This is a genomic window from Sphingobium sp. SJ10-10 (assembly GCF_036038995.2).
Lineage (GTDB): Bacteria > Pseudomonadota > Alphaproteobacteria > Sphingomonadales > Sphingomonadaceae > Sphingobium.
Map to the genome: position 1 here is coordinate 2,620,124 of NZ_CP158132.1, position 17,049 is coordinate 2,637,172.

A 17,049-nucleotide genomic window follows, 5' to 3' on the forward strand; every position below is an offset into this window, starting at 1 on the left:
CCAGGGGGGATCGTCATGGCATATGATATCAAGGGCGTGCTGACCGCACGTGCCTTGCCGATGCTGCGCGGCCGGTTCGGGGATTTCCTGATCAAGGGAACCCGCGGCCGGCTGATCGCGGTGGGACATTTGCTGTCGGGCAATTTCCTCAATGCGCTGATCATGCTGGTCAGCGTGGCGATGGCGGCCCGATCCCTGGGACCGGCGACCTATGGCGTCATGGTGCTGGTCCTGTCCTATAATCGCGTCGTCGAGCGAATCCTGCGCTTCGAATCCTGGCAGCCGCTGATCCGGTTCGCCGTGGAGGAAGAATCCAAGGGTTCGCCCCGGCGCCTCCAGCGGCTTTACTGCTACGGCCTGATGCTGGATATCGGCGCGGCGGCGCTGGCCGCCGTCAGCGCGATCGGCCTGGCATTGCTGTTCGGACCGCTCTTTGGCCTGAAGCCCCTTCATATGGAACTGGTGGCGATCTACTCGGTCGCGACCTTGTTCAACATCGCGGGCGTGCCGACCGCCGCGCTGCGCCTGTCCGGCCAGTTCAAGATGCTGGCCTATGCGCAGGTCGCGGGCAATGTGCTGCGCATCCTGCTCGCCTTCCTCTGCATGGTCACTCATGCGGGGGTGATTGGCTTCATGCTCGCCTGGACGGCATCGCAGGCGCTGGGGTCCGTGTTGGTCTTCTGGGTCGGCTTCCGCGCCCTGCGGCAGATGGGGATACCCAATCCGTTTCATGCCCGGCTGAAGGGGCTGGTGAAGGATTTCCCCGGCTTTTTCGGCTTTGCCTGCTCGACCAACCTGTCGCTGACCCTGCGCGTCATCACGACGGAAGCGGACTCGCTGTTCGTCGGCGCGGTGGCGGGGAGTTCGGCGGCGGGGGTCTATTATCTCGCCAAGCGCATCGCAAAGGTCGCGACACAGGTCGGCGCGCAGGTGCAGGCCGTGGTCTATCCCGACGTCGCGCGGATGTGGGCGAACGGCAATATCCGCAATTTCCGGGCGGCCACGCTGCAGGTGCAGATAGCGCTGGCGGCGGTGGGCTTTGCGATGCTGGCGGGCGCCTGGTTGTTCGGGCCGCTGCTCATTCGGGTGGGACCGGGCGTGGCCTATTCGGAAACCTATGTCCTGCTGCTGACCCAATTGGTGGCGGTAATCCTGATGCTGCATGCCGCGCCATCGCGATCGGCCATGCTGGCAATGAACCAGAGCTGGAAGGTGCTTGCGATCTCCGGCTTCGGCACGGCGCTGTTCGTGGCGGTCGCAGCCTATGCCGTGCCGCGCTACGGACCGATCGGCGGGAATATCGCGCATGTCGTGTTGGGCGTGGTGACGGCGGTGCTGCTGGATGTGAGCTGGTTGCGGCGGGCCAGGGTTCGGCCGGTGGTGGCGCGCGTATAAGACGGGATGGAAATGGACCATTTGCAGATGCCAAATTTGAATGGCAGCTCCCCGTTCCGCTAATCCTCGCTGCCGCCTTTCAACAGATGCGCGACGATCTGAGTACGGTTGGACGCGCCGTTCACCGCCATGATCGCCCGGACATGGACCTTCACCGTGCTTTCGCTGATGTTCAGCCCCTGGGCGATGTCCTTGTTCGAGGCGCCCTGAGCGAGCAGGCGCAGCACATCGCGTTGCCGTTTGGTCAGCAGCTTGGACTTGTCCACCGCCAACGCGATCCGTTCGCTGAGGCCATCCGGGGCACCTTGCAGGCGCGTGCGCAGGGCCGCGGCGAGGGGAGCGGGATAGACCGCCAACCCCTCCCTGAGCAGGAAAAGCACGCGCTGCATGGTGGCGATATCGGTGCTGGAGCGCAGCAGAGCCTGCGCCCCGGCCGCGATGGCGGTCTGCATCAGCGCTTCATTGCCATGGTCGGCAACCACAAGGACCGCGGCGGTGGGCCATAACCGTTTCGCCTGGGCGATGTGCAACGGCAGGGCAGCGCTTTCCAGTTCGGAATCGCCGGTCTGGAACAGGATGATGTCGGGCGGAACGCCCCCTTCGGGCTGGTCGAGGCTGGATTGCTGCAATATCCGGGTGCCCGCCGTCTCCAGCGCAACGGCGATGCAGGCACGGCGAAGCGGGCTTCCGTCGAGAATCAACAAATTGAGACGGGGCGCATCCTCTTTCACTATTGCGCTTTCGAAACGAAGAGAAGGCGAAACCGCCTGCTGCAAAGGCGGCGGGCCGCTCACGCGGCTTTGCGCGTGAAGGCGTGGCGGACCCGGTTCACCCAGCTCTGCCGGACCGGGAAGCTGTCGGAATAATAAGCGGCCGACCCCATGTAGAACTGGACGGCGTCGCCATAGCCGCGACGGGCATGGTCCTCATAATCGACCTGATTGAACACGGCCCCGACCACCTGATTGTTCACCATCTGGAGCGAGGCGCGCAATTGTTCGACCGTCGTATGCCCCCAACGCACGACCATCAGGGTCGAGTCGGCCAATGTCGAAAGCGTCCGCGCATCGCGCACGGCGAGAATGGCGGGCGCGTTGATGACGATCAGATCGAAGCGGTCGCGCAGATCGTCGAGCAACCGGCCGACCTGCCAGCCCTGCACCACGGCGGCCGGATTGCGGATCTGTTCGCGGGTGCTGAGCACCACCGGCATCAAAGCGGTCGGCGCCGCGCCCTCGGCCGCGTCATGCTCCACATGACGTTCGGCCTGGGGAATGAGCCTGCGGCTTTCGCCTGCATGGGTCAGCACTTCGATAAGGTCGGGCGTGTCGGAATTGTCCTGGATCGAACGCAATATGCTGGGGCCGGGACGACGCAGATCCAGATCGACCACGATGGCGCGGCGGCCCATGGAGGCGGCGGCGGCGGCCAAGGTCAGCGCGACGCTGGACTTGCCGTCGCCCGGCAGCGGCGACGTCACCAGCACGCGCTGGCTTGTGCCCTGATGCGGCAGTTCCCCGATCTCGCTGGCGAGGTTGCGGGCGACTTCGGTGAAGAGCGACTGCGGCTGAGTGGTCACCGGATTGTCCTCGATCGTGGTGCCGATCGACTCCTCCAGCTTCGGCAGCATCGCCAGCGTCCGCAGGCCGAAGAGGCGGCGAAGCTGATCCCCGCTGCGCAGCCGATTGTCGAACATCTCGATCCCCAACACGATCAGGAAGGCCAGCACCGAAGAGCCGACAAAGGCGGCCAGCGCCATTTTCTTGGGCGCGGGCGCCACCGGTTGCAGCGGCACGGCGGCCGCCGACACCATGGAGGAGTTGACGCCGGTGGTCTGCAGTTCGGACTGCACCGTCTGGGCGCGCTGCGCCGTGGTGAGATAGGCCTGGCGCGCCACCTCCGCCCGGCGATCGAGGATCGAGAGATCGACCAGATTGGCATTGTTGCGGAAGGCCGCGCCGGTCATGGCGTTGAGCTTCGACTGAAGTTGCCCTGCCCGGGCCGAGGCCGCGCTCGCCTCCGCCAGCGCCATTGCCCGCTCACGCCCGGCATCGGTGTCGTTTTTCGTCTGCTGGGTCGTGACGACCGCGCCGCGTTCCTGGATGAGCGCCTTGCTCACTTGCGCGATCTGCGCGGAGAGCGCCTGCATTTGCGGATGGTTGGCGCCCATCTGGACGGAGATTTCGGAACGCTGGCGGATCAGGTCGTCATATTGCTTCTGCAGATTGTCGAGCGCGGGCGAAGTCGCGCCCGCCACCGTCCGCAGGGTGGCGGCCCGGCTGACGCCGGCGGCCTGCGCCTGCATCGCGCTGCTCATCGCGGCGGTGGACGCGGCTTCCACGGCGATGCGGTTCATCTGCTGATAATCCTCCGCACTGCCCGCACCTATCGGCATCAGATGCTGGCGGCGGAAATCAGCGACGGCGCGCTCGGCCAGTTCGACCTCATGGGCGAGACGGGCGGTTTCCTTGTCCAGCGCGGTGCTGAGGCCGTTGCGCCAGCTCTGGCGCCGCTGCGAGCGCATCTTCTGCAGGCTGTCGACGAAACGGTTGGCGATGCGCGAGGCCAGTTCCGCCTTGCGCGACTGGACGGTGATGTCGATGAAGTCGGAATCGGTCGAACTGGCGACGCGGGTGGTCTTGGCGAGTTGCGCGGCGGCCTGCTGCACCGTCATCGGCACATTATGGGTGAAGGCCGGATTGCGGTCGAGATTGAGGTCGCGCACCACTTGCTCGGCCAGCGCCTGCGAGCGGTATATGCGCGCTTCATTGGCGACGCGCTGCTGATTGCGGGTGGCGTCGGCCTGGTTGGAGCCGGTGGAGTCGTTCAGCTCCACCTGCACCGTCGCGGTCGCCTCATAACGGTTGGGCAGTTGCAACTGGACGATCAGCACCACGACCACGCAGGCGATGACGATGCTCGCCACCAGCTTCATGTGCCGGCGCAGCAGAAACCATATCTGGCGCGCCGACATTTGCTGCAATTCGAAGGACAGATCGCGCGGCTTTTCCCCGCCGCCGCCAGCCGCGGCGCCATCGATCAGAGTGAGCTGTGCAGACGCCATGATAGTCTCCCAGTCGCATCCGGCGCGCGCGCCCGCCCCGCCGTGAGGGCTGCCCTCATCGCGGGGATAGTGCGGGTTGTGGCGGGAGAGAGCAAAAGCGCATCGGGGCTTGCCGGTGCGCATAGGTGCTAACCCTTCGGATCAAGGGGAGACCTCTGCTCTGGCTAGACATTTCTGATGTGTGTCTGACTATTCCGGATCGCCTATTCCGCGCCATTGTGCCGGACTTGATCGAGGATAAGAACGCTCCGCACAGGGGAGCGCGGATGATAGCGGAACTGGCATATCAGGATCTGGAGCCGGGTTCGCTGGCCCGGCTGTTCGGCGCGGGCCATGCGGCGGTGCTGGTGCGCTGTCCGGAGATCGTGGCCGAGCTGTGGCGCGGGCTGCTGGAGGATTCGGCCGAGCAGATGCCATGGGAAGCGCCGCTGATCGACATTGCGCGCAACTATCATGGCAGCGGCGACATCACCGCCAGCCTGGGCGACCTCTTTTATTTCCAGCCGGGACGGCACGGTTATATTGCGCGGAAAATGGCGTTGTCGCGGGACGAGCGGGAGGGTCATATTGCCGTTTGCCCCGCCTATTTCGTGCAGGGCAGTCACCATTATACCCCCCGTCAGGCAGTGCTGGACCAATGCTGGGCCATCGGCCGGCGGCTGATGACGGCGCTGGCGCCCGAAGGCGCGCCGTCCAGAGATTTCCAGATCGTGGTGCAGCGGCTGAAATATCAGGAGAGCATGGGCGATTTCGACCGGCTGGACGCTTTGGCCCGCAATTCGCTGGGGCGATGGGGACGGGCGGGCTGCGCGCTGGACGAAAGGCGGTGGCAGGCGGCGGGGATGCTCAGCCCGCGCGGGCTGTCCGATCTTTACGGGCTGCTCGCTGACATGCCCCTCATCGGACGCCTGCTGCGAGGCATCAACCGCATGGCGCTGCGCCGCGACCGCAGCCGGGACATCGCGCCGGGGCAAAGGCTGATCGAAGGGGCGCATTTCGACTATCGCTATTTTTCCGCGCTTTGTGGTCAGCGGGACCGGATGCTGACCCAGGTCTTTGCCGATGGGCAATGGGTCGACCTGCCGATCGACCGCGCGACGCTGGCGGTCTTTCCGGGCAGCATGGCGACGCAGGCTTATGGCGTGCGGCATGTGCTGCATCGCGTGCTGCATGTGGAAAGGGATGAACCGGGGCAAGCAGGCAATCCGCGCACGGACAATGTGACGTTGCTGATCGGGTCGGTTTGACCAAGGATTATCGGATCGCCCCTAAAATTCCGGCAAAGGCTGCGGTCCCACGGGCCTGGCATAGATCAGCCGGGCGGCGTCGGACTGGACCGGGCGGCGCTGCGCATAGGTGGCGGCCAGCGCGACCATGACCGGCATCACCCACATGCGCGAATACATGTGCGGATAGGATAGGGTGTAGATCAGGAACACCAGCACCACCGCCGCCGCCATCGCGCCCTTGTCGCGGCTGATGCGCAGGCCGTTCGCCGCCAGCAGGCAGATGAGCGCCAGCAGGATGATGAGGCCGCAAAAGGCGATGGCCCCGCCTTCGTTCCAAATCAACAGGAAGAGATTGTGCACCGGATTGTCATAGGCGGACAGTTCGCGATAGCGGTCGACGCCCATGCCGATGATCGTGTTGTCCTCGGCAAAGCCCCAGGCTTCCTCGATAAGCTGGGACCGGTTGATGAAGGTGCCGGCCTGCCCGATATCGCCGCTTTCCACTGCATTGCCGACGCGTTCCTGAAAAGCCTTGGGCAAGGGGGCGCCGCTGGCGAGGAACAGGCCGGCGGCCACGCCCGCGACAAGGCCGAGACGGAATATATAGCGCACGCCCATCAGCATCAGCGTCGTGAAGATCGCCAGCAGCGAAGCGGCGAAGCCGGTGAAGGAGGCGCTGAGCATCAGACCCCAGAGCAGCAGGATCAGGCAGGCGAAACCGCCAAAGCTACCGATCAGCCGGTGGCGCATCGAATAGAGCAGCATGGGCAGCGAAAAGGCGACGACCGCGCCGTTGGGATTGGGCTGGCCCGCCATGGAGCCGAGGCGGCCATTGCCGGTGATGAAGCCGTCGCCCAGCCAGTGCAGCGTGTCGTGGAAGCTGAGGAAGAAGCTGGCGGCGATGCCGATGACTTCCGAACAGGTGATGCCCAGCATGAAGATCAGCGGGGCGATGCGGACCATCTTTTCCTCCTGCTGCATCAGCAGGATCGGGATGAAGAGGAAAGCCACCGTATATTGCAGGGCGATGTTCACCCAGCGCAGGGGATCGCCGTTGAACACCGATCCGACGAACAGCCCGCCTAGCATCATGACCAGGCCCGCAAGCCAGAAGGGGGTGAGCGAGCGGAACGGCGTGACGCTAAGCCGCCCGCGCAGGCCGGAAATGGCGAAGCTGATCAGGAAGAAGAAATCGGAAAAGGTGAGGTTGATCTGCCCAACCCGCAACAGACCCCAGCCGCTGAGGAAAATCGCAATAAGCAAGCAGTAGCGGGCGATCCTGTCCCAGATCTGCTCATGGGCCAGGATATCGGGCCAAATGGCCCTCGCTGAAGGGGCATGGGGGGCAGGGCTGGCGAGAGTCGTCACGGGGCGAAAGGCTGCCCCCGGCGCGGGCGGCGCGCAAACGCCCTTCGGAGCAGGGCGAGGGACGATTCCAGCCAGCAGGACTATCCGAATTTGCCGGCGGATCAGCCTTGTGATCCGTTGAAATGCGTGGGGGACTGACGGGATAAGTGCGCCTGAGCGCCGCCGGACCGGCAGGGCGCTTCGTGCGACAAGGATGACCTTGGTGACGGATGCGATCCTGCCCCTGCGCGATGCCGAAACGCCCTTGAGGACGGAGCCGACCGTCGAAGCCGCATCCCGCACCGCGGAACGGGCCGCGGTCAAGCTGATCTATGTCGCGGGCTATGGGCGGAGCGGCACGACGCTGATCGACATCGCGCTGGGCGAGCATCCGGCGATCATGGGCGCGGGCGAGGTGACGACCCTGGCGCGGCATGTGTGGGACAAGGACGAATATTGCGCCTGCGGAGCGCGGGTGCGGGATTGCCCGGAGTGGAAGGCGATCATGGCGCGCTGGACGCAGGGCGAGCCGGAGGGCTTTCTGGCGGGCTATCGCCGGACGCAGGAATGGACCGAGGCGCTGGTCGCGCCGGGGCGGCTGTTCAGGCTGCCGGGATGGCGGGATCACCGACGCCGGACGGTGAAATTGCTGCGCGGCATGGCGATGGTATCGGGGCGGCCGATCCTTGTGGATTCCTCGAAGCTGCCGGGGCGGGCCTTTGCGCTGGCGGCGATGCCGGGGATCGACCTGCATGTCGTGCATGTGGTGCGCGACGGGCGCGGCGTCGCATGGTCGCTGATGAAGGGGCACAGGCAGAGCGTCGAAAAGGGCGTGCAGCGGGAATTGCGGCCCAAACCGCTGCTCTACACGGCGCTGCGATGGTCGATGGTGAATCTGGCGGCGGAATGGCTGTGCCGCCGGGTCGGGCCGGGGCGCAGCATTCGCGTGCGATATGAGGATTTCGTGGACGATCCGCGTGGGGAGATCGGGCGGATCGTGGCGCTGGTCGGGGAAACGCCGCATCTGCCCGCCGCCGACCTTGCTCCCTTCGAACCGCAGCATCAGGTCGCGGGCAGCCGTCACCGGATGCAGAAATCGCTCACCATCCGGGGCGACGACAAGTGGAAACGGGAAATGCCGGGTTGGAAGCAGCGGCTTTTCGCCTTTTTGTGCGGGCCTTTGCTGCGGCGCTACGGCTATGCGCTGCGCAGCGGGGACGCGTCATGAGGCGGCTTTTGATAGGAGTCCTGCTGCCCGTCGTGATGGCGGGCTGTTCGGGCGCGGGCAGCGAATCGCGGGCGCAGCCGGTGGAGGGCCAGCCGGCCTTTCCGGGCGCGGTCGGCTATGGCGCGGCGGCGAAGGGCGGGCGCGGCGGACGGATCATCGCCGTCGATACGCTGGCGGACAGCGGGCCGGGTTCCTTGCGCGCCTGCATCGACGCTTCGGGGCCGCGTGTGTGCGTGTTTCGGGTGAGCGGGGTGATTCGCTTCGCCACCCGGCCGCCGGTGATCGCCAACCCCTATCTCACCATAGCCGGGCAGACGGCGCCGGGCGGCGGCATCGTCATCGCCCATGCGGGCGGCGAGGAAGGGCGCACGCCAATCCTGATCAAGAACAGCCACGACATCGTCATCCGCCATATCCGCGTGCGCAACGACCGCATCGGCACCCATCGCGGTTCGGAGGACAGCTTCACCATCGAGAATAGCCGCCAGGTCATCATCGATCATGTGAGCGCAAGCTGGGCGCGGGACGAACTGATCAACGGCTATGGCGACAATGACTGGATCACCATCAGCAACAGCATCTTTGCCGAAGGGATTCCGCGCCACGACAAATGCGCGCTGCTGGCGAGCGATCCCAAGGGGCCGCAGCATCTGAGCTTCATCGGCAATATCTGCGCCCATAATGGCGACCGCAATCCGGACCTGAATTTCCCGCCCGGCTCCTGCGCGGAGGTGATCAACAACATCCTCTATAACGGCCAGTCGGAATTTGCCGAGATCTGGGAGAGTTTCGGCGGCGTGCCCGTCTCGCTGATCGGCAACAGCTTCATCGCGGGGAAAAATACCCGGCCCGACACGGTCGGCGTGGCGCGCAACGTCATGGGATCGAAGGGGATCGCCAGGGTCTATCTAGCCGACAATCGCTTCTATGGGGATTTCGTGCATCTCTCCCCGCTGCTCAAGGAGGCGGAGGTGGACAAGCCCCCCTGCCCCGCCACCATCGCAGCGGCTCCGGCGGACGCCGCCTATGAGGCGGTGCTGAGCGACGCCGGCGCCTTCCCCCGCGATCCGTTCGACCGGCGGATCGCCCATCAGGTGCGCGAGCGCAAAGGGCATATCGTCAAGCAGCCCGGCATCATCGAGGAGCCCGCGCCCGGAACGCCCTATGCCGACGCGGATGGCGACGGCATGGACGACCGTTGGGAAGCGCAGCATGGCGCCGATCCGCGCAAGGCAGATCCCTGGGGCGATGGGGATCGGGATGGCGTGACCAATCTCGACCAGTTCCTCGACCAGCGCTCGCGCGATCTGATGGACGGGAGGGCGGGATGAACGCGCCTTTGCCCCGGCTTACCTCTGCCGACGCGGCGGGGGACAAGCGTCTGCGCATCTGCTTTCCCTTTTCCGGGGACAGTATCGGCGGCAGCCATATTTCGGTGCGCGGGCTGATGGAGCATCTCGACCCGGCGCTCTACCGGCCGATCATCGTCACCGAAGTCCCCGGCGGCATGATCGCCAATTTCTTCGCCAGGCATGAGCAGTTGGACGATCCCGCTGCCCATGGCCTGTTCGTGCCGGGCGAGGCCTTCACCCTGCGCAAGTTCGGGCGGACGCTGGCCGGGTTGCTGCCACGGGCGCGCTTCCTGCGGCGCAACCGGATCGACATCGTCCATGTCAATGACGGGCGGAGTAGCGCCAATTGGGCGCTGGCGGCGCGGATGGCGGGCGCGAAACTGGTCTGGCACCATCGCGGCGATCCTGGGGCGCTGGGCCTGCGCCTCCTCGCGCCCGCGCTCGCTAGTCGCGTTCTGGCGGTGTCGTCCTTCGCGCTGCCGCACAAGGGTCTCTGGTCGGCGCGGGACCGGGCGTCGGTGGTGCACAGCCCGTTCGACACCAGCCTGGAGGTCGACCGGGCCAAGGCCCGCGACGCGCTGATCCGCGAATTGGGGGTATCGCCCGACACGCTGCTGCTGGGCTATTTCGGCGCCTTCGTGCCCCGGAAGCGGCCCTTGCTGTTCGTCGACATGATCGCGCGGCTGAAGGGGTTGAGTGGGCGTCCCGTCATGGGCCTGATGTTCGGGGAGGCACGCCTGCCCGTCATGGATGTGGCCCTGCGCAGGCGGACTGCGGAAAAAGGCGTCGGGGATCAGGTGAAGCTGATGGGCTATCGCACGCCCGGCCCCTTCTGGATCGCCGCCTGCGACCAACTCGTCGTGCCCGCCGTGGGGGAACCGTTCGGGCGGACGCTGGTGGAGGCGATGCTGGTCGGCACGCCCATCGTTGCGGCACGCTCCGGCGGCAATATCGAAGCGCTGGAGGGGGGACTCGGCATATTGGTCGAACCCGACGACGCGGAAGCTCTGGCGCGGGCCTGCGAAGGTCTGGGTGACACCCGTCCGATGGCGCTGGCGGCGCAGGCCGATGCACGCAGCCGCTTCAGCGAGGCTGCCCATGCTACGAAGGTCAGCGCGATCTACGAAGCGTTGCGACCGTGTGCTAAGGAGCAATAAAGTGTCGCCGTGTTCCTGCGAAGGCAGGAACACGATTCAAAACCGGATGAACGCCCCTACACCCATCGGCGCACTCCCGATGGAGTAAGCCTTATCCCTATGCCCCCACCGCGCCCGCCCCATTTGAAGCTACAGCTTTGCGACCTTTCATGAGGACGCTGGACAGGGGGCGAGCATGGCGAATTTTTTCAATGTGGTGGGCAGCCAGACCATCATGGCGGGCAGCGAAAAGGACCAGTTCTTCGCTTTCACCCGACTCGCCAATCTGGACATGGTGCGCCCCGATGCGGTGTTGGCGCAGCTCGTCTGGAACTCCGCGATCCTCACCGGCAGCGGCACGGTCTATCAACTGACCGCGACGAATATCCAGATTTCCATGGACATGCTGATGGGCGGCAGCGGCACGGATGTCATCTACGGGTCCAACCTGTCCGACGCGATCTTCTACAATAATGGGGTGATTGCCGGCGGCTTCGGCAGCTTCGACAATATCGAGCAGTTCTGGCTGGGCGACGGCGACGACATCATAGACCTGACCGCGCACGGCGCGGGCGGCATCGATTATGCCAAAGACGTGCTGGTCCAGGCGGGGCTGGGCAATGACGTCATCATCGGCGGCGCGGGCAAGGACAATCTGCAGGGCGATGGCGGCAACGACATCATCTTCGGCTGGCGCGGCAGCGACACCATCTCCGGCGGGGCGGGCGACGACCTGCTCTATGGCGACGATCTGGGCTTCAACGGCATCGCCGGGGACGACAATATCGACGGCGGCACCGGCAACGACATCCTCTATGGCGGCCGCGGCAGCGACAAGATGACTGGCGGCGATGATGACGACATCCTCTACGGTCAGGCCGGGGGCGACAATCTGTCGGGCGGGACCGGCAATGACACGCTCTATGGCGACGATGCCGACACCAACAGCAACGACATGCTGAACGGCGATGCCGGCAACGATGCGCTCTATGGCGGCGCGGGCAATGACGAGCTCTATGGCGGCACGGGCGACGATCTGCTCCATGGCGGCGACGGCAACGACTATATGCATGGCGGCGCGGGCAACGACACGATCCTCGCGGGCGCGGGCAATGATGTGATCGACGGCAGCGCCGACATCGACACCATCGTCTTTTCCGGCAACCGGATCGACTATGCCTTCACGCTGCAGACCGACGGCAGCTTCATCGCGGTCGACCAGCGCGCCGGATCGCCCGAGGGCAGTAAGACGATCCGCAATGTCGAATATTTCCAGTTCGCGGACATGACGAGCCCATCGACGGCATTGAACGCCCCGCCGGTCATAACCTCCAATGGAGGCGGCGCGAGCGCGGCGCTGGCCATGGATGAGAATGGCACGGCGGTCACCATCGTCACCGCGACCGATCCCGATGCGGGGCAGACGGTCGGATTCTCCATCGTCGGCGGCGACGATGCCGCCCTGTTCGCCATCGATGCCGTGACGGGCGAGCTGCGCTTCATCGCCCCGCCCAATTTCGAAAGTCCCGTCGATGCCGATGGCGACAATGTCTATCAACTGATCGTTGCCGCCAATGACGGCAATGGCGGGGTCGACACGCAGACGCTGTCCGTGACGGTGCGCGACGTGCCGGACGGCTTTGCGCCGATCATCACCTCCAATGGCGGCGGGGCTTCAGCGGCGATCGCGGTCAATGAGAATGCGATCGCCGTTACCAGCGTGACGGCGACGGACGCGGACGGGCCGTCGATCAGCTATGCCATAATCGGCGGAGCGGATGCAGCGCTGTTCACCATCGATGCGGCGACCGGCGCTCTCGTCTTCAAGACAGCGCCCGATTATGAATCGCCCGCCGACGCCGATCACAATAATGTCTATGACCTGATCGTACAGGCCAGCGACGGCAGCAACAGCGACCAGCAGATGCTGGCCGTCACGGTCGCCAATCTCAACGACAATGCGCCGGTGCTGACCTCCTATGGCGGGGCGGCTTCGGCGGCCTTGTCGATGACGGAAAACAGCCTGCTTGCCGCCACGGTGCAGGCCAGCGATGCCGATGGAACCGCACCCAGCTACAGCATCAGCGGCGGAGTGGACGCGGCGCTTTTCACCATCGACGCGACGACCGGCGCGCTGAGCTTCAAGACAGCGCCCGATTATGAAGCGCCCGATGACGGCGATGGCGACCGCATCTACAATGTGATCGTCAGCGCCAGCGACGGCGCCAACAGCGTCGCGCAGACGCTGGCGATCACCGTCACCAACCTCAACGACAATGCGCCGGTCATCACCTCCAATGGCGGCGGCGCTTCGGCGGCGATCGGCATGGCGGAAAATGCCGGTGCCGTGACGGTCGTGGCCGCCACCGACGCCGACGGCACGATGCCCGGCTTTGCCATATCGGGCGGAGCGGACGCGGCGCTGTTCGCCATAGACGCGGTGACAGGTGCGCTGTCCTTCATCAATCCGCCCGATTATGAAAACCGGCTCGATGCCGATGGCGACGGCGTCTATCAGGTGACGGTGCGCGCGACCGACGGCAGCCATGTCGCCGACCAGTCGCTCTCCATCATCATCACCGACGTCGCGGAAGGCGGCAAGACGATCACCGGCTCCTCGGGCAACAACCTCATCAGCCCGACGACGACCGTGCTCGCCTATCAGACGACCGCGCTCAACGACACGATCTACGGCCTTGCCGGCAACGACACGATCGATGGCGGCGCCGGCGCCGATTATATGGACGGCGGCGCGGGCAACGACATTTTCACCGTCGACATCTTTTCGGACGACGGCTTTGCCGGGAATGACGATCAGGTGATCGAGCTGGCGGGCGGCGGCAGCGATCTTGTCTATGCCTCGGTCAGCTATCGCCTGGCCGCCAATGTCGAGAAGCTGACGCTGACCGGCGCGGCGGCGATCAATGGCTTTGGCAATGAGCTGGCCAACAGCATCACCGGCAATGACGCGGCGAACCTGCTTTCAGGCGGGCTAGGCGCGGACATCCTCTACGGCATGGGCGGCGGCGACATGCTGGACGGCGGGGATGACAATGACAATCTGTTCGGCGGCGACGGCAATGATGTGCTGATCGGCGGCGCGGGCGACGATTATCTGGACGGTGGCACGGGCGCCGACAGCATGACCGGGGGGCTAGGCAATGACAGCTATATCGTCGATAGCTGGTCCGACGACGGCAACAGCGCCAATGACGATGCGATCTTCGAACTGGCGGGCGAAGGCACCGACCAAGTCAATGCGTCGGTCAGCTACAAGCTAGCGGCCGAGATCGAGAAGCTGGTGCTGACCGGCGGCGACAATATCGACGGCATCGGCAATGAGCTGGCCAACAGCATCACCGGCAATGGCGGCCATAACGGCCTTTGGGGCGGCCTGGGCAACGACACCATGCTGGGCAATGGCGGCGACGACCGGCTCTATGGCGAGGATGGGCAGGACAGTCTGGACGGCGGATCAGGCAACGACCTGCTGGACGGCGGCGCGGCAGGCGACACGCTGAAGGGCGGCGCGGGCAGCGACATGCTGATCGGCGGCGCGGGCAAAGATACGCTCACCGGCGGGACCGAGGCGGACATGTTCATCTTCAACCGCGGCGACACGACGCTCAACAGCGCGAGCTATGACCGCATCACCGACTTCAGGGCCAGCGAGGGCGACCGCATCGACCTCGATTTCCTGAACGGCAGCCTGCCCGCCGCCGACTATGCCGAAAGAACGATCCTCACCAATAATTTCAGCGATGCGCTGGCGGCCGCCAACCCGACCGCCGGGGTCAATCATGTGACCTTCGTCGCGGGGACGGCCGACGGCTGGATCTTCTACGACGCCAATGGCGACGGGGCGTTCGAACAGAGCGTTCTGCTGGTCGGCGTCAACACATTGGCGGGGGTGGATTCGATCAGCTTCTTCTGACCGTCAGCCCAGATGAGCGAACTCGCCATAGCCGCCCTGGAAGAAAAGCAGCGGCTTGCCGGGCGTTTCCACCTCCAGCGCGATCACCCGGCCCAGCACGATATAATGGTCGCCCGCCTCATGCACGGCTTCGAGCTGGCAATCGATCCAGGCCACCACCCCGTCCAGGATCGGGGAGCCATTGGCCGAGACGCGATGCGTCACGCCTGCGAATTTGTCCTCCCCGCCCTTGACCGAAAATTGCTGGCAGAGCGGTTTCTGGTCGCTGGCGAGGATGTTGACGCAGAATTTCCCGACTTTTTCGATCCGCGGCCAGCTCTGAGAATTTTTCGCGGGGAAAAAGGCCACCAGCGGCGGATCGAGCGAAACCGAGGTGAAGGAGCCGACGACCATGCCGGTCGGCGCCTGACTGTCCTCGACCGCCGTCACCACGCACACTCCGGTGGGATAATGGCCCAGCACGCGGCGGAAGGTGCCGCTGTCAAAAGTGCCCGCCTCGCTCATGCGCGCGCGCCTTGAAGGGGAAAGGCATAGTCTCTGGTCTTCATCATTGTCCCTTTTCTCGACTTCGCGCGATATGGCAAGCAAATCCCGCTGATAAGCTCATGAGTTTCCCTTTCCGGGAAATCGGGGTGCTACCTTAACAGGCCATTGCACGCTACAGCACGGCATGATTGCGATTCATCCCCTGGGCGACATTCCTGAAATTCGGACCGGCGACGATCTGGCGGCATTGCTGCGCGAGAGTCTGACAAGGGCGGGCCTGTGGCCGCTGAAGACCGGCGATGTGCTGGTCGTGACGCAAAAGATCCTGTCCAAGGCGGAAGGGCGGATGGTCGATCTGGCCACCATCGAGCCGGGACAGGAAGCGCTGGAACTGGCCGCGACCACGCGCAAGGATCCCCGGCTGGTCGAACTGGTGCTGCGCGAAAGCAGCACGGTGGTGCGGGCGGTGCCCCATGTGCTGATCACCCGTCATCGGCTGGGCCATGTGATGGCGAACAGCGGCATCGACCGGTCGAATATCGGGCCGGGCGAGGAGGAGCGGGCGTTGCTGCTGCCGCTCGATCCGGACCGGTCGGCGCGCAGCCTGCTGAATGTGCTGGCTGGGCCTGAGGCGGCCGGGATCGGCATCGTCATTTCGGACAGTTTCGGGCGGCCCTGGCGCCATGGCGTGGTGGGCGTCGCGATCGGCGCGGCAGGATTGCCTGCGTTGGTCGACCGGCGCGGCGAAGAGGATCGCGACGGGCGGCGGCTGGAGGTGACGCAGATCGCGCTGGCCGACCAGATCGCCACCGCCGCGACTCTGGTGACGGGCGAAGGCGCGGAAAGCGTGCCGGCGGCGTTGCTGCGCGGTTTGGCTCTGCCCACCGGCGATGCAGGCGCGGGAGCGCTGGTCCGCCCGCTGGAAGAGGATTTGTTCCGGTGAGCGGCCGCATTGTCGTTCTGACAGGCGGTGTAGGCGGCGCCAAGCTGGTCCTGGGGCTGATGCAGCTCTGCCCGCCGTCAAATATCACCGCCATCGTCAACACCGCCGACGATTTCCGGCATCTGGGCCTGGCGATCTCCCCCGATATCGACACGCTGCTCTACACCCTGTCGGGCAAAGCCAATGCCGCGCAGGGCTGGGGCCGGGAGGGCGAGACGTGGAGCTTCATGGACGCGCTCAAAGCGCTGGGCGGGGAAGACTGGTTCCTGCTGGGCGATGGCGACATGGCGCTGCATGTGCTGCGATCGCATATGCTGGCGTCGGGCGAGACGTTGAGCGCCGTGACGGCTCATTTCGCGGCTGCTTGGAATCTCAGCCTCAAGATACTGCCGATGAGCGACGATTCCGTCGCCACTTATGTCTCGACCGATGCGGGCGATCTTCCATTCCAGCGCTATTTCGTCGAGCAGCGCTGTGCGCCTGCGGTTCAGGCGATCCGCTTCGAGGGTGCGGAGCGCGCGCGCCCTGCCCCCGGCGTGATCGAGGCGATCAATGATCCCGAAACCCGCGCCATCCTGATCGCGCCGTCCAATCCCTGGCTGAGCGTCGACCCGATATTGGCGGTGCCGGGCATCAGCGAAGCGCTGGGAGCGGCGAGCGCGCCCGTCGTCGCCGTTTCCCCGATCGTCGGTGGGCAGGCGGTCAAGGGACCGACGGCCAAGCTGATGGGCGAACTGGGCCTCGCCGTCACCAACCGGGCCATTGCCTCCCATTATGACGGCATCATCGACGGGCTGCTGGTCGACGTCCGCGACGGGGGCGAAGGCCTGGACATTCCTCATGCCGTCACCGACACGCTGATGAAGACGCTGGACGACCGCGCCAGGGTGGCGCAGGCGGCGCTGGATCTGGCAGCGCGGATCGCCGGTTGAAGA

General features: G+C 65.3%; 12 protein-coding genes. 8 read left to right on the forward strand and 4 right to left on the reverse strand.

Annotated elements, in window-relative coordinates:
- Positions 1-15: 15 nt before the first annotated feature.
- Positions 16-1,395: a lipopolysaccharide biosynthesis protein gene (locus tag VVT58_RS12750; protein ID WP_327753323.1), complete on the forward strand. Its 1,380-nt coding sequence runs from the start codon at positions 16-18 to the stop codon at positions 1,393-1,395.
- Positions 1,396-1,454: 59 nt separating this feature from the next.
- Here the strand turns inward: VVT58_RS12750 and VVT58_RS12755 are convergent, their stop codons facing one another.
- Entirely contained in the window at positions 1,455-2,126 is a 672-nt protein-coding gene (locus VVT58_RS12755) for a response regulator transcription factor (protein ID WP_327753322.1), read from the reverse strand.
- Between the two features lie 59 nt (positions 2,127-2,185).
- Positions 2,186-4,459, reverse strand: coding sequence for a polysaccharide biosynthesis tyrosine autokinase (locus VVT58_RS12760; protein WP_327753321.1), 2,274 nt, complete (start codon positions 4,457-4,459; stop codon positions 2,186-2,188).
- 266 nt (positions 4,460-4,725) lie between these two features.
- Here VVT58_RS12760 and VVT58_RS12765 point away from each other — a divergent pair, with 266 nt between their 5' ends.
- Entirely contained in the window at positions 4,726-5,706 is a 981-nt protein-coding gene (locus VVT58_RS12765; RefSeq protein WP_327753320.1) for a 2OG-Fe(II) oxygenase family protein, read from the forward strand.
- 21 nt (positions 5,707-5,727) lie between these two features.
- On the opposite strand, the gene VVT58_RS12770 is transcribed toward VVT58_RS12765, so the two are convergent.
- Entirely contained in the window at positions 5,728-7,056 is a 1,329-nt protein-coding gene (locus VVT58_RS12770; protein WP_351999989.1) for an O-antigen ligase family protein, read from the reverse strand.
- Between the two features lie 193 nt (positions 7,057-7,249).
- Here VVT58_RS12770 and VVT58_RS12775 point away from each other — a divergent pair, with 193 nt between their 5' ends.
- The 4 genes from VVT58_RS12775 (at position 7,250) to VVT58_RS12790 (ending at position 14,685) form a co-directional block, all read left to right on the forward strand.
- The gene (locus VVT58_RS12775) at positions 7,250-8,263 is read left to right on the forward strand and encodes a sulfotransferase (RefSeq protein ID WP_327753318.1); all 1,014 of its coding nucleotides are present in this window, start codon (positions 7,250-7,252) and stop codon (positions 8,261-8,263) included.
- Positions 8,260-9,594 (forward strand): pectate lyase, encoded by a 1,335-nt coding sequence (locus tag VVT58_RS12780; RefSeq protein ID WP_327753317.1) that lies wholly within the window; start codon positions 8,260-8,262, stop codon positions 9,592-9,594. Before VVT58_RS12775 ends, VVT58_RS12780 begins: the two co-directional genes overlap by 4 nt.
- Entirely contained in the window at positions 9,591-10,772 is a 1,182-nt protein-coding gene (locus VVT58_RS12785) for a glycosyltransferase family 4 protein (RefSeq protein WP_327753316.1), read from the forward strand. The genes VVT58_RS12780 and VVT58_RS12785 overlap by 4 nt, the downstream gene beginning before the upstream one ends.
- 175 nt (positions 10,773-10,947) lie before the next feature.
- On the forward strand, positions 10,948-14,685 hold the full coding sequence (locus tag VVT58_RS12790) for a cadherin domain-containing protein (protein ID WP_327753314.1): 3,738 nt from the start codon (positions 10,948-10,950) through the stop codon (positions 14,683-14,685).
- 3 nt (positions 14,686-14,688) lie between these two features.
- Here the strand turns inward: VVT58_RS12790 and VVT58_RS12795 are convergent, their stop codons facing one another.
- Entirely contained in the window at positions 14,689-15,189 is a 501-nt protein-coding gene (locus VVT58_RS12795; RefSeq protein ID WP_087574114.1) for a flavin reductase family protein, read from the reverse strand.
- Between the two features lie 166 nt (positions 15,190-15,355).
- Here VVT58_RS12795 and cofE point away from each other — a divergent pair, with 166 nt between their 5' ends.
- Together cofE and cofD are read left to right on the forward strand one after the other, a co-directional pair.
- Positions 15,356-16,114 carry a coenzyme F420-0:L-glutamate ligase gene (cofE, locus tag VVT58_RS12800; protein WP_327753312.1) on the forward strand — a complete coding sequence of 253 codons (759 nt, stop codon included), beginning with the start codon at positions 15,356-15,358 and terminating at the stop codon, positions 16,112-16,114.
- The gene (cofD, locus tag VVT58_RS12805; RefSeq protein WP_327753311.1) at positions 16,111-17,046 is read left to right on the forward strand and encodes a 2-phospho-L-lactate transferase; all 936 of its coding nucleotides are present in this window, start codon (positions 16,111-16,113) and stop codon (positions 17,044-17,046) included. The genes cofE and cofD overlap by 4 nt, the downstream gene beginning before the upstream one ends.
- Positions 17,047-17,049 lie beyond the last annotated feature (3 nt).

Excerpts from the sequence above, each read along its gene's own strand:
- VVT58_RS12750 (WP_327753323.1), top strand. The coding sequence starts at position 16 with ATGGCATATGATATCAAGGGCGTGCTGACCGCACGTGCCTTGCCGATG.
- VVT58_RS12760 (WP_327753321.1), bottom strand. The coding sequence starts at position 4,459 with ATGGCGTCTGCACAGCTCACTCTGATCGATGGCGCCGCGGCTGGCGGC.
- VVT58_RS12765 (WP_327753320.1), top strand. The coding sequence starts at position 4,726 with ATGATAGCGGAACTGGCATATCAGGATCTGGAGCCGGGTTCGCTGGCC.
- VVT58_RS12775 (WP_327753318.1), top strand. The coding sequence starts at position 7,250 with ATGACCTTGGTGACGGATGCGATCCTGCCCCTGCGCGATGCCGAAACG.
- VVT58_RS12780 (WP_327753317.1), top strand. The coding sequence starts at position 8,260 with ATGAGGCGGCTTTTGATAGGAGTCCTGCTGCCCGTCGTGATGGCGGGC.
- VVT58_RS12785 (WP_327753316.1), top strand. The coding sequence starts at position 9,591 with ATGAACGCGCCTTTGCCCCGGCTTACCTCTGCCGACGCGGCGGGGGAC.
- VVT58_RS12790 (WP_327753314.1), top strand. The coding sequence starts at position 10,948 with ATGGCGAATTTTTTCAATGTGGTGGGCAGCCAGACCATCATGGCGGGC.
- VVT58_RS12795 (WP_087574114.1), bottom strand. The coding sequence starts at position 15,189 with ATGAGCGAGGCGGGCACTTTTGACAGCGGCACCTTCCGCCGCGTGCTG.
- cofE (WP_327753312.1), top strand. The coding sequence starts at position 15,356 with ATGATTGCGATTCATCCCCTGGGCGACATTCCTGAAATTCGGACCGGC.